The organism is Phocaeicola acetigenes, from assembly GCF_027529745.1.
GTDB classification, from domain to species: domain Bacteria; phylum Bacteroidota; class Bacteroidia; order Bacteroidales; family Bacteroidaceae; genus Phocaeicola; species Phocaeicola acetigenes.
Genome location: NZ_JAPZVM010000002.1, coordinates 364,110 through 377,220 on the forward strand (window position 1 = coordinate 364,110; position 13,111 = coordinate 377,220).

Sequence of the window (13,111 nt, forward strand, 5' to 3'; positions counted from 1 at the left end):
ACAAAGTATTTATGAAGAAAAAAAATATATTACTGATAATAGGAAATGGCTTCGATCTTGAACTAGGTCTTAGAACTAGTTACAAAGATTTTATCGAAAGTAACATATATGATTATTGTTCTATAAAGATTTCAGAGAGTCTTGGGTATAAAAAAAGATATAATTTACAGTTTGATGTCGATATTAATATCTTCGAGCATTTTAAGAATATACTAAGTATTCAAAATTGGATAGACTTAGAGATGGAGATTGGCAAATTAGCTGGTCGGCATATGAAAAAAACTAATAATGAAACAGGTCTTTATGAGGACTATTTAGCTGTCTCTTCTGACTTTATGATGTCATCTTTTAATTTTCTTAGAGATTGTTTAAATAATTATATTTCCACCTTGAAAGTTCCTGACAATATGCCCAATAATTATGCTTTACAATTAATGAGTATATTGGGAACTAAAAAATATGACAATGTCCAGATTGTTACATTTAATTATACAGATTTAAAAGAAACTACAAGGTTTGACATTCAGGTTCCTGTTTATCATATACATGGCAAGGTATCAAAAGGTTCTAATGCAAATTTAATTCTCGGTATTCAGGATAGTGTAGAAGTTGATAAAAGTTTCTCTTATGTTATAAAGTCACATAGTCCATACTATCATTCTTCACGAATAGTTGACATGTTAGACGAAGCTGATGAAGTTATTTTCTTTGGCCATTCATTGGGAGAAACTGATTATCCATATTTCTCTGATTTTTTCCAAATGCAATGCCGGAAAATAGCTCCAGAAAATCGTAAGAAGATAAGGATATTCACATACAATGAAAAGTCCAGACTTGATATATTGTTTCAGTTAAGAATAATGAATGATAAACAGACAAGATTATTTTTTGAGAATTCTGATTTTGCATTGTATCGAACAGAGGATAAGATAGACGATATTAAAATTCAAAACTATTTTAATGAGTTAATCTCTGATTTGTCATATCATTAAAATGTTTTGTGACTAAGAAAGGCGCTCAATCATCCAATTTTAGGGATTGAGCGCTTTTTTATATTCCTTTCTTTTGCCATTCCAAAATAAATCTACATATTTGCACTGTTCTCCATTTGATACAGGCGCGCGATGGCTCGCCAAATAACTTTGCTGCGGGCATTTTTTATGTCCATAGCTTTGCTATATACCCATAGGGTTCCGACCCCCGTGTGGAGTGTTAATGCACCCACTGCCTGTATCAGGTGGAGAACAGCGGGAAAGCGGGACCTTTCTTGTTTCCTTTCCCGTAATTTTATCAACATATTGTTTCATTTTAAATGTTCTCCAAAATGAAAAATCAAATTGCATTGCCTGTAAGCCAGGCAAAAGAAAGCCCCATTGCGTTGTGGCTTCACCGTGAAAACAGTCTCTTTTCCACTATCTTGGAAGAGAAAGTATCTAACCGTCAGGCTCTGCTTATGGTTCAGGCCATGACCTCGTTTTCTATTCTCACCTGTTCCGTATTCCTTCACTGGCTGGCTGCTGTTCTTTGTTTGGGCTGGTTTGTGTACTCATTGTTGCTTTGCAAGAAAGGAGGTTTGCGATGACCGATTACACGCCACAACCCGCAACTTTTCGCGTCGACAAATATCAGGCATACGAGGATGATAAAGTTCTGTTTGAACAATACACTATTCTCATGTATGGGAGTGAGAAATTATGCTGTACACGTCCGGAGATGGAGCAGCTCAGTGAATTAATTCAAACCGCATTGAATGACAGAAAGGAGACAAATCATGGAAGATAATAAAGCTCGATTTGACAAGTATATCCTTTATCGTTACTTCCAGGAATATCTTCCTGCCGATAAGGTAACAGATGATGTGATTTATAAGACTTCGCAACAAATTCAGGATGAGTTGTCCGAAATGGCCGATATTACGATTAATGAGATAGCCGAGACAATGGTTGATTTAGGCTACGACTTGGCTATTTCTCCTGAAGGGCGGCCTTCATGGATCATGTTGCGTAAATAGGCATAGCATCATATTTTTATTACATTTTGCAGGGGCGTGGCGTCGGGAAGACGCTACGTCTTTTGTCTTTTTACCCTTTTCTACTGTGGCATACCTTTGAGAAAAACAAAGAATTATGCTTTCTATTCCACAAGATATACCCGACTTTGCTTTGTCTTCACAACTGGACAATTTCCTGATAAGTGCAGACCGGCCGGTAACCTTGCTTCTCGAGCAGGGTGATACCGTCATTCTGCAGGAAACTTATACTCCGGATGCGAATAATCTGATTCGTATTCTTGACCTGTTTTCGCTGATGGAACCGTACCTTCTCGCTGAACCGTTGTTGTCGTTCAGCTATACGCTTTCAGCTTCAGAAGAAGAAACGTTTTCCAAGACCTTTACAGTGTTGTTATGCAGACCGTATGTTCCATGTACTGCGAATGAGTTTGTGATGAATTACTTTCTTTCAACTTTGGCAGGCCGTAATAAAGTGACAGCATTGGGGAGATCAGAGATACTATACCTTACCACAGGGGCTTTGAATTCTGGAGAAACATCGATTGGGGTAACTGCCGAATGTGTTTTTGTAGATGAGCAGAATCAGCTTCTCTATTTCACTTATGAGCTGGATTCTGTGGAAGACTATGGTATTCGTGCGATTGATGCTTCGCCCTCTCGTTTTACTCAACCCGGATATCAGCTGCTTCGTTACACCATTACAGCCGGTGCCCGGCAGCAGACTTTTCTTGTGAATCAGGATCAGCTGGATTTCATTGGTGTAAAGTTTCGGAATTCTTTTGGGGTTGCAGAAACAATCTCTTTTGCAGGCGGAGAGTCTGTTGAACCGGAGTTGACACGAAATGCATCTTATTTTTCCGGACAGTATAAAACCTATTATGTAGATGAGCAGCGTAAGCATACACTCAACACTGGTTATGTGCCCGAATCTATGTTTGCCTTGGTAGATGATGTAGCCAGAGCAACAGAGGTTTGGTTGATAGACGAATACGGGGATATACCGATAACTGTTTTAGAGAGCGAAACGAAACGTGATGATGCGCTCGATGGGATGTTTTCTTTTACTATCACTTATGTTTTGGCTTCTCGGTGCCAGCAGCGTCTCCGGCTGCTTCCTGCTATTTTTGATGATACATTTGATGATACTTATAATTAATCTGCCATGAACGTAATACATATCAAAGATGCTTTGCGGTTACTTGAGTCCGGACAACCTTGTAACCTGAAACTATGGAAGCTCAGTACAGGCGATGTCCTTGAATATCGTGGTGCTGTCTGTGTCGGTTCGCACTGGCGAAAAGGCATTCATCGTGTTCGCCTGCCGGCTTCAGGACTGATACGTTCCTTTCGGGATATATCGCTATTCGAGATTAACAACATGACTATATACCTCTAAAAAACAAGTATGGATAAGACAAGACTACAATATGACGACGGCTTCATGCCTGGTGAGATATACGACATCGAGGTATCCAATGTAGCAACAGAGATGAGTACGGTGACTGATAGTTCGCTGGTCTTTGATGAAGATGCAGATATCCAGACGACTCCTGTTCCTGGGCGTAACGGAATGTCGTATGTCAACTTTGGTACAGACAACCAGTTGCCGTTCGAGATTATCAAAATGATTGGAGTAGACGAGGTAATGAGCCAGAACAAGCTGTTTAATGTGATTACGTGCTATGGAGCCGGTCTGAAGTATATGGATGTGGATACAGAGAAGCCTACTACACATCCGGATATCAAAAAATGGATGCGGCGAAATAACCTCCCGACATTCCAGCTCGAGCAGGCTACTGATATGAAGTATTTCTTCTTCTGTGTATCGGTCATCATCTTGTCACAGGATGGCAGGAACATTAATCGCCTTGTGCATAAAGAAGCGTGCTATTGTCGTTTCGAGAAAGCCCGAAACGGCAAGATTAACCATGTGATTTATGCCAATTATCGCAGCAATACTTCACTCGCTCCAAGTGATTACGAAGTGATACGCTTGCTTGATCCGCGCGACCCGATGGGTGAACTGATGGTCTTGATGGGGCGTGAACCAGGGCGTGACGGCTTGACGAAAGTGAGAACTTCTGAACGAAAGTTTGCCGTTCTGGTTCGCTTCCCGACTCCCGGCTTCCAGTATTATCCGATACCGTATTACACCAGTATCTTCCGGGGAGATTGGTACGACATCAAGCGGCTAATCGGCAAGGGTAAAAAAGCCAAGTTGCGCAATCATGCCAGTGTAAAGTATCAGGTAGAGGTGCATAAGGACTATTGGAGTAACATCTGCACGGAAGAACGTATCACCGACCCGTTGCTGAAACTCGAGCGTATCAAGAAGGAAAAGGAGAATATCAAGAACTTTGTTTCCAGTATTGAGAACTCCGGAAAGGTCTGGATTACGGGGTATTACATCGATCCGAACGGGCGAGAGGTCAAGATGGTACGTATCAATGTCATTGAGGCTGGCAAAGAAGGTGGTGATTGGAGTGAAGACATCCAGGAGGCCAGCAATATCACTTGTTATGGCGACAATATCCATCCGAATCTGGTTGGTGCCACTCCTGGCAAAAGTCAGAGTAATAACTCCGGATCGGACAAGCGGGAGTTATTTACGCTCAAGCAGGCATTGGAGATTCCTTTTCACGACCTGATGAATATTCCCCATAATATCGTGATTGAATACAACGGATGGAGTGAAAAGGTTTATCCGGATGTTCCGATGGTATTGCTTACCACGCTCGACCAGAATACTGATGCTAAAACAACAACATCTCATATATCACAGAATGATGACAATAACTAAAGAACAATTCGAAAAGATCATATCTTCGGCTACAAATTCAACTTCCGAAGTCTTTGATATGATTTCCCTGCATCTCGAAGAGGTCGGGCTGCAGCTTCGCAATGAGTTGCTTGGTGCGATGGCAGATGACTTGGAAGCTGTTCCTGGATTGGAGCAGTGTGTGATGAAGCTTATTTGCCTTCGCACGTATGCCGAACAGATTCCGCAGCTTGATTTGGTGCTGACACCCACAGGTTTTGGGGTGGTGTCTAATCAGAACTTGGCTCCGGCTTCTGCCGATAGAGTTAAAAATTTGCTGCAGCAGGTAACAAATGCTTATGAAGATAGTTATGACAGATGCCTCGAGTTATTGGTCGGTACAGATTGGGCTGATACAGCGCTGGCTCGTATCAATATTCCAAATCTGATTTACACGGCTAGGCAACTGAAGTTATATGCCGATTTTCCGGATGCCCATCGGTCAAAACTGATTGAGCTTCGGACAAAGATGTATCAGGCAGAAGAAAAGATCATGCAGCATGTGTCGGCTGAGTTCTTTGAGCATCTGCTTGAGCAGGCTCGTCATAATACATTCACTAAAGAAGAAACTGCTATGGTAGACTATATGTCCAAGTTCATAGGTTTTTGTATCGTGAAGAATTATTCGGCCGCAAAGAATATGCTTGAGCGTATCGAGAATTATGCAGAATCTCGGCTTGATGCTTTCTCAAGCTATAAAGATTCGGTTGCGTATAAAGCTAAACATTTCCAGACATACCAGAATGAAAAAGACGATTCCACATACTTTTGGGGATAGGATTCTCGATTTCCGGTTTCCGACATCGTGGCGACAGCTCAATCAGGAACAGTTGAGGTATGTATTCTTGGCCATTACGCTCTTTCCTCCTGCTAAAGCCAAGACCTATATCTTCATACGCTTTACAGGTATTCGGATAAAGAAGAAGCTCAAACAAGGCTGGTTGTGTACGTATCGTATCAGTTGGCGGAAACGGTTGAGATTAGTTATACATGACTGGCAGATCTGCAGCTTTCTCCGCCAGCTGGATTATATATCTGCGCCCAACAGCTATCCTGTTCGGTTGGACCGGATAGCTGGCAGATATGCTATCGATGCGTTGGTTCATGGACTTAGTTTCGAGGAGTATTTGTGCTGTGAGAATCATTATCAAGGCTATCTGTTTTCACAGGATGTGTCACATCTCAAGGTTTTGTATAGTTTTCTTTATAAAAAGAAGTCCGATATCACAGCTGCTTTCAAATCCTTCTTCTTGCATCCCAAAGAATATGAACTGTTGTCAGTGTTTTTATGGTGGGGCAGTATAAAGTTGTATTTCTCTTCTCTTTTCCCCCATTTCTTCCAGCCATTACAGCGGAATGTTGAAGAAGAACCGACCGTACCTGATCTGATGGGCGTGATGAACGCGCAGATCCGTGCTTTGACCGGTGGTGATGTGACAAAAGAAAAAGAGGTGCTGCAGATGGATTGTTGGCGGGCTTTGACTGAACTTGATGCCAAGGCACATGATATTCAATTACTCAAATCAAAACAGAAAAATGGATACAAGTAAATTCTTTGATGGGCATACGTATTTTACTAATCTGGCTCAAAAGAACAAGCTGGCCAAAGCCAATGCTTTCTTTCCGTGTTCCTGCAGCGGTATAAATTCACTGCAGGATGTGCTTGAGAACTTCCGTCGCCATTCGGCCTTTGTCTGTATCGATGATACCAACGATGCGGCCACAGAGCAGATAGGGGGTGGCTGGTTCCGTAAACGTACTTTCACGGTATTCCTGCTGATACGGTACCGCTTTGATGATATGTCCGACCGTAAGGAGAAGTTGGATATCTGCAGACAGCTATTCCGCCAATTCCATACGCGCATGATTCGTGACAAATACATCTATGAGGATTTGGATCTTTCTTTCCTTAATGTGTCACGAATCTACTCCCGTGAGCTTGGTGAGTATTTTCTTTCCGGCTGCACAGGTTTATACTTTATGGCAGAAATGACAGAACCGACAGATTTGTGTTATGATGGCTCGCAGTGGGAAGACGAATAAGATAGATCCGAACAGACCGAAGGCTTCTGCAGAGGATCGTAAAAAGTACCAGGAAGCATGGGCAGACACCATGATTACAATCTGGAGAGAGAAGATAGAGCGCCTCAGGGTAGTGCATACCTATTCGCTCCATCAGCAGATTAATGAGAATGTGATAACCTCTTCTAATGATGTGGCCACGATTCAGCACAAATTCCTTGAGTATGGCATCTACCAGGATATGGGTGTTGGTAAGGGGTATACGAAGGGGAATGGGGGAGACTTGAAGATTCTGGATCCGGCATATCGTGCAGAACATCGGCTTGATATACCTCGCAAGGTGGGGCCGAAGCCGGGCGGATATTATACTTCCGGCAATCCGCGCAAACCCCGCGAATGGTTTTCACGTCCTTATTTCGCATCAGTCATGGTGCTTAAAGAGCAGATGGCGTATATGTATGGAGAAGAATTCTGTGGCTTGCTGGTGGATAAGATTGAAGAAGCAAACCATAAGCTCAGCACGACTCTTCGTTCACGCTTGTATGGCTCTCATAAATAAAACTTTGTCTTTTTACCTTCTAACTCGGTAAGTTTACTTCGTGAAAAACTTAAAATTATGGCAACAAAAACATTCGAAGAACTCAGAAAACTGGCTATACAGATTCGTGATGAAAAGGCGAACAAGCAGAATACGGCATTACGGATTGGTAATTTCCTTTTGTCGTCCTTGGATAAAATGGAGTCGATGGATATCGCGGATATTGCAGAAGCGGTATTACAGGCTGAAACCGCGGCCGACGAAGCGAAAAGGCAGGCGGATATTGTGGCGCAGTCTGGTGATATCGTGGAAGAAGCGATTAAACAGGGGGCGGCTGCAGAAGCAGCTGCAGCTGCTGCCAATGCTGCTGCGGATAAGGCAACGAATGAGGGATTATTTAAGACACAGCAGGATCTGTCTGAAGAAGAACAGGGACAGGTAAAGCGGAACTTGGGTATCGAAGACCTGATGGCCTCTTTGGAGACTCAGACCATCGAGGGATTCTCCGAAACAGTCAATGCTACTACTTCTACAAAGTCAGTAGATAACATTATCCCTCCTTCCATTGACTTCGCTATAGTAGATCTGGGCAGTACGGATGGTAGAGAGTTGCCTACAACTCCTTCCATGTCCGTAGTTCTGGCTAAAGTAACTGATGATGGCCGGGTGAAAATGCAGGGTTATCTCAAAACATCGCATGAAGAATACAATATTCAGGTTGTTTCCGGATCTGCAGAAAAGTATGCATTGAATGTTAATATCATAACAGACATTGAGACAACTTACAAGGTCTTTCAGATTAGATACCTCTCTTCTTCCGATGGCGGAAAATTCAAAGGCTCCTATGGACAGTTGTCTCAGCTTCAGACCGCATACCCTACAGCTGGCAATGGCAGCTATGCATTTGTGGGCAATCCTCGTCACCTCTATGAGTGGGCAACCAATGCATGGACAGACAAAGGAGAGTTTATCACCAATGTTGATCAAGCCATCGATGCACAGTCTGAACGCGCTGTTTCGAACAAAGCGGTTTCGGCAAAACTTACCGAGTTAGAAAGTAAAACAAATAGAAATGTATATACCTATAATACATTGGCTAATTCAGTAATTAAATTTTTATATATTGATACTAAAGGCTATAATGGAGATTATACCTTAGATGGTCTAAAAATAGGTGTTATATCAAGGGGAAAGAATAATCTATGGGGTTTTACAGTACGAAACATTAATGAAGAATTGATATTTGATACATGGAAACAGCAAGAGGTTGAATATGCTAATATAGTACAAAACGGTATTAAAGCTTATGCTATATATGATTGGTCTGTAATGGAACCGGGAAACAATTATTCTCCAAACTCTTTATTATTACCATTAGCCTTTAATAGTGGTAATTCTCCGTTTGTAGGCGAAGAACGAATAATTGACAATTCAATAAGTTCCAGTAAGTTAAAAAATAATTCTGTAAATTCTGATAAAATAGCTTATGGTTCTGTCAAGTTAGATAAATTAGATTCAACCTTACTTGCGTCATTAAATACCACAACATTTACAAAAGAATATAAGTATAATGCTGTAATAAGGAAACTATTCATTGATGTAAGTGAATATACTGGTAGTATTTCTTTAGATGGTCTTAAAATTGGTATTTTAGCTAAAAATGTTTCAGGTAAATGGGGAATACAATTGAGAAATGGCCAAAATGAGACAATTATATCGGCATGGATGAGTAGCCAACAATCCGTACAATCTGTAACGGTAGATGGTATCTACTTGTATGCTGAATATAATTGGGAAAATAAAGAAGAAGGAGGTAGCAATCCAATTGAAATTACTAATGAAGTATATAATAAAGCTAATGACCCAAGAGGTAGTGTAACGGCTGAAAAAATAGCATCCAATGTTAATTTAAGTAATACAACATTGACAAATGGTTTGTACGGTCAAGCGGGTGATTCTATCTCAGAGGGAGCTGGGTTAGACGAATTATTGCTGGATTCAGACCCATACATGCCAATTAGCGGAACGAAAAAAGCTACATACGGTTATTATATTGCGAAATTGAATCGTATGCGTTGGGCTAATTATGGAATCAGTGGTTCAACATTAGGATTTGTTGTAGCTAATGGGCAAGACAAAAACGGATTTTCAAAAGAAGGTGGTCGATATACTCAGATGGATAATGATTTAACACATTTATCAATATTCTTTGGATGGAATGATGATTTTTATGGCAATATAATGAAAAGAGAAGAATGGTTATTTTCAACATATAGCACTAAAATATATTATCCAAGAACTCCTGATTTAATAGGGACAAGCGCGTCTGATGGAACTCCTTATACTACTCAAGAACAATATGAAGCTGTAAATGCTGTTACAGGGGAAGTAGGAGGTAAACGTTATGATAATAACGTAGAATATTTTAATGCACTTTATGTTGGTACTGAAAATGATTCTACTAACAAAACATTTTGGGGAGCATGGAATATTATATTACCGTACTTGATAAATAAATATCCCTTAGCAAAAATTCTTATGATTGTACCTTATGGAACTAATGCTATATTAAGACAATGCGTGAGAGATGCAGCAAAAAAATATGGATTACCTACTTATGATTTTTCAAGTATTGAAAATCAATTATTTTTTAATTGGGATGATAACAAACCAAATGGAATGATTGGTGAAAAAACAGTTTCAAAATTTAGAATTGAAAAACTAACAAAAGATGGTACTCATCCTAATAGTGATGGCTATAAATATCTTTACCCCTCAATAAATTCTAAACTCATGTCATTGTAGAATAACTCGATTAAATAATCGATTTTATCTTTGAGATATGTCATAAATAGACTATTTTTGTACAAGTAAAGAGGGAGGTAAGATTACCTCCCTTTCCTTCTAATTGAAATCTTTCAGTGCTTTTATGAACTCTAAAAGACTACTGATAAACTGCATGATTAGTATTATCAGTTCTAATAATAAATTATTCATATAAATTATTTTTATTTGCACCTCCTATGGCAGTAGGAGGTCTTTGTTTGTACACAAATTTATATACTGTTTTTAAAATAATAAAATCATAAAATATATAGTTAATCAAATAGGGTAATTGTTTTTGTAATACGCTATTATACAATATGTTATCTGATATTTTAGGAATATTAAATTTGTTTGCTAAATAATAGTTTTTTGTTAAGAGAGTTTAAAGTCTATATGATTATAATAGCAAATACTATTATTATAGAAAAGAACGAAAAATTTAATGTTATAAAAACAGTCTGAATATTGTGGAAGGAGATTTTATTAATACTGTGGTGCTTGATAAATTAGAATACTACATTGGGGATAGAAATGTATATCAAATGAAATTTAAAGTGAATAATCAAATGTCATTAGTCACTTTTTTATTCTATACTACTACCATTTTTTATCGTTGTTTATGATGTATATAGTAGTAATATCGAATCTGATGTACCCAATAATATTTCTTCAGGAATAATAGATAAAGATAAGTATGATAAATACTCTTGCAGAAAAACTTCAACGGTCTCATAATCTTCTTTCTTTAAGAAACTATGTATAGGAAAAGTGAGTAACGCCATACCATACTCAACAATATGCAAGCGGTCAATACGACATATTTGTACGGCTAGGTTCCGTAAGTCCATCAAAAAAGAATCTTCTAATAGGGCTATTCCGATAGATTTTCCTTCAATGTTAATACGGTATAATAACTTCTCTACACATTGGTTAGCTATTAACCTACATTGGTTGGTAATATCATCAATTTCATTAATGATAATTCGTAGTGATTCTTTTGTTTCCATATTATGCTGTTATTCCATAATAACGCAAAGTTTTATTATTTTATATCATAACTGATAAAAATAAAATCCCCTTCTGAATTTTAGTCCAGTTGGGGATTTATCGCTATTAATAAGCAACATCTCTACGGTACAAAGATAATTAAAAAGCTCTAATAGGTAGGTATCCTAAAGATATCCCTGTTAGAGCTTTTGTCTTTTTACCCTTTGGGGTGGATACATATCTTTGAGCAACAAACAAATAAAAATATGACAAAATTATCCAATCTGTTTGAGTGGCTGAAGAGTAGTAACCGCCCAAAATTAGTCAAAGCGAGTTGTTTCATTTTTGTGTTCTGGATTATTGCCGTACTGCTCCTGACTGCCATATCCACCCTGCAGGCAGCGTTTACAGGTGTTGTATGCGTATTTATCGTGATGTGTACTGCAGAGTACATTCAAAAAAGTAGTGGGAGTGTATGGGACTGGCTGGATGTATTGGCCGGCATTATAGTTCCTGTCTTGTTCACTGTAGTCTTGTGGATATGGTCTTTGTTGAGTTGCTGACTTTTAAAATCGAGTATCGATGGAGAAATATATAGGTTTTATAACGCAGGATGTTCGTTCGGGTGTGACAATAATCTTTACATGCTTGATTCTTATTAGCGTGGCTTGTATGCTGGATATGTGGACAGGTATCGAAGCAGCCAAGGCCAACAGCGAAAAGATCAGGAGTAAACCATTGAGGTATACAGTTAGCAAAATTGTAGACTACTATCGCCTAGTGATATTTTTTGTATTAATCGATGTGCTGGGGTTATGTTTCCCATGGTATAATTTACCCTATGGGGCAATCATTGGTACTGTAGGTGTGTTGTGCGTAGAAGGTTTTTCGGTGATAGAGAATCTCAGACGAAAGAAAAGCCATGCAGCAGAAGTCGCTGTAATGGCGGCAAAAATTGTGGAATGTCTGTCGCCGGACGAAGCTAAAAAGATTATCAAAGCAATTAAAGAGGAGGATAACAAATGAGTAAACAGCCAAGAGGATTACGCAATAATAATCCGGGGAATATCCGCAACAGTCAGCGTACAGACTGGCAAGGTGAAGTGGATGAAGCTTCTAAGAATGATAAGTCATTCGAAGAGTTTGAGACAATTGCCTATGGTTACAGGGCATTGATAAAATTGCTTCAGAATTACCGCAAGTTACATGGGTGCCAGACAATGGCCGATTTTATAAAGCGCTGGGCTCCGGAAACAGAGAATAACACATCTGCATACATCAAGAGAGTCTGTACTGAGATGCAGGTTCCTACGACCTATGTTCCGGATGTCAATGACAAAACGACCATGTGTGCATTTGCGGCTGCCATATCTCAAGTGGAGAATGGGGTACCGGCTGTAATGGCTGATGTAGAATCTGGATGGGATTTATTATGAGGTATTTGGTTATACTTACATTCTCATTGATTTGTGTTACGGTGTTTTTCGGGTGTAAAACCGGGAAACACCTGACATCACAGGATAATCAGACACAGATTATTGTGCATGATAAATTGGTCCCGGTGTACAGACCGTCTGATTCTGCTGCCATTCGAGCTTTATTGGAATGTGATTCTAATGGGCGTGTTGTCTTGTCTTGGCTGGATTTGGCTCAATCTGAGAATGCACGTCTAAAATTTCAACTTGATTCGATGGGTAATCTGTTGGCAGATTTCAGAGTTCCTTCCGATACTGTTTTTATTCCAGGAAAGGATAGTATAATTATTAAGACTACCGTGGAAAGGGTAGAGGTGGAGAAGGAACTGAATTCCTGGCAGAAGTTCTGTATACGTTTTACGATTATTGTGATGGTGGTAATCGTTCTGTTTGTTGGTTTCAAATTTCGTTCAATCCTAAATTTATTCAGATAA

General features: G+C 39.5%; 16 protein-coding genes. 15 read left to right on the forward strand and 1 reads right to left on the reverse strand.

The window, feature by feature from the left end:
* Positions 1 to 11 precede the first annotated feature (11 nt).
* From O6P32_RS04100 to O6P32_RS04150, 11 genes are all read left to right on the forward strand, one after another.
* Complete coding sequence (locus tag O6P32_RS04100; RefSeq protein WP_269876948.1) at positions 12 to 992, forward strand: AbiH family protein; 981 nt, start codon at positions 12 to 14, stop codon at positions 990 to 992.
* Between the two features lie 332 nt (positions 993 to 1,324).
* Positions 1,325 to 1,582 (forward strand): hypothetical protein, encoded by a 258-nt coding sequence (locus tag O6P32_RS04105; protein ID WP_269876949.1) that lies wholly within the window; start codon positions 1,325 to 1,327, stop codon positions 1,580 to 1,582.
* Positions 1,579 to 1,782, forward strand: coding sequence for a hypothetical protein (locus O6P32_RS04110; protein WP_269876950.1), 204 nt, complete (start codon positions 1,579 to 1,581; stop codon positions 1,780 to 1,782). Before O6P32_RS04105 ends, O6P32_RS04110 begins: the two co-directional genes overlap by 4 nt.
* Positions 1,772 to 2,011: a hypothetical protein gene (locus O6P32_RS04115; protein WP_269876952.1), complete on the forward strand. Its 240-nt coding sequence runs from the start codon at positions 1,772 to 1,774 to the stop codon at positions 2,009 to 2,011. Before O6P32_RS04110 ends, O6P32_RS04115 begins: the two co-directional genes overlap by 11 nt.
* A gap of 115 nt (positions 2,012 to 2,126) precedes the next feature.
* Entirely contained in the window at positions 2,127 to 3,167 is a 1,041-nt protein-coding gene (locus tag O6P32_RS04120) for a hypothetical protein (RefSeq protein WP_269876954.1), read from the forward strand.
* A gap of 249 nt (positions 3,168 to 3,416) precedes the next feature.
* Positions 3,417 to 4,811: a hypothetical protein gene (locus O6P32_RS04125; protein ID WP_269876955.1), complete on the forward strand. Its 1,395-nt coding sequence runs from the start codon at positions 3,417 to 3,419 to the stop codon at positions 4,809 to 4,811.
* Complete coding sequence (locus O6P32_RS04130) at positions 4,795 to 5,607, forward strand: DUF6712 family protein (RefSeq protein ID WP_269876956.1); 813 nt, start codon at positions 4,795 to 4,797, stop codon at positions 5,605 to 5,607. Before O6P32_RS04125 ends, O6P32_RS04130 begins: the two co-directional genes overlap by 17 nt.
* Positions 5,573 to 6,379, forward strand: coding sequence for a hypothetical protein (locus O6P32_RS04135; protein ID WP_269876957.1), 807 nt, complete (start codon positions 5,573 to 5,575; stop codon positions 6,377 to 6,379). The genes O6P32_RS04130 and O6P32_RS04135 overlap by 35 nt, the downstream gene beginning before the upstream one ends.
* Positions 6,366 to 6,872 (forward strand): hypothetical protein, encoded by a 507-nt coding sequence (locus O6P32_RS04140; protein WP_269876958.1) that lies wholly within the window; start codon positions 6,366 to 6,368, stop codon positions 6,870 to 6,872. Before O6P32_RS04135 ends, O6P32_RS04140 begins: the two co-directional genes overlap by 14 nt.
* The gene (locus tag O6P32_RS04145; protein ID WP_269876960.1) at positions 6,844 to 7,410 is read left to right on the forward strand and encodes a hypothetical protein; all 567 of its coding nucleotides are present in this window, start codon (positions 6,844 to 6,846) and stop codon (positions 7,408 to 7,410) included. The genes O6P32_RS04140 and O6P32_RS04145 overlap by 29 nt, the downstream gene beginning before the upstream one ends.
* A gap of 57 nt (positions 7,411 to 7,467) precedes the next feature.
* Positions 7,468 to 10,194 carry a GDSL-type esterase/lipase family protein gene (locus O6P32_RS04150; RefSeq protein WP_269876962.1) on the forward strand — a complete coding sequence of 909 codons (2,727 nt, stop codon included), beginning with the start codon at positions 7,468 to 7,470 and terminating at the stop codon, positions 10,192 to 10,194.
* Between the two features lie 638 nt (positions 10,195 to 10,832).
* Here O6P32_RS04150 and O6P32_RS04155 read toward each other — a convergent pair.
* Positions 10,833 to 11,222, reverse strand: a complete 390-nt coding sequence (locus tag O6P32_RS04155) for a hypothetical protein (RefSeq protein ID WP_269876963.1) — start codon at positions 11,220 to 11,222, stop codon at positions 10,833 to 10,835.
* Between the two features lie 246 nt (positions 11,223 to 11,468).
* Between O6P32_RS04155 and O6P32_RS04160 the strand changes: the two genes are divergently transcribed.
* The 4 genes from O6P32_RS04160 to O6P32_RS04175 all read left to right on the forward strand — a co-directional run bounded on the left by O6P32_RS04160 (position 11,469) and on the right by O6P32_RS04175 (position 13,111).
* Entirely contained in the window at positions 11,469 to 11,765 is a 297-nt protein-coding gene (locus tag O6P32_RS04160) for a hypothetical protein (protein WP_269876964.1), read from the forward strand.
* Positions 11,766 to 11,850: 85 nt separating this feature from the next.
* Entirely contained in the window at positions 11,851 to 12,228 is a 378-nt protein-coding gene (locus O6P32_RS04165; RefSeq protein WP_269876966.1) for a phage holin family protein, read from the forward strand.
* Positions 12,225 to 12,638 (forward strand): structural protein P5, encoded by a 414-nt coding sequence (locus O6P32_RS04170; RefSeq protein ID WP_269876968.1) that lies wholly within the window; start codon positions 12,225 to 12,227, stop codon positions 12,636 to 12,638. Before O6P32_RS04165 ends, O6P32_RS04170 begins: the two co-directional genes overlap by 4 nt.
* On the forward strand, positions 12,635 to 13,111 hold the full coding sequence (locus O6P32_RS04175; RefSeq protein WP_269876970.1) for a hypothetical protein: 477 nt from the start codon (positions 12,635 to 12,637) through the stop codon (positions 13,109 to 13,111). The genes O6P32_RS04170 and O6P32_RS04175 overlap by 4 nt, the downstream gene beginning before the upstream one ends.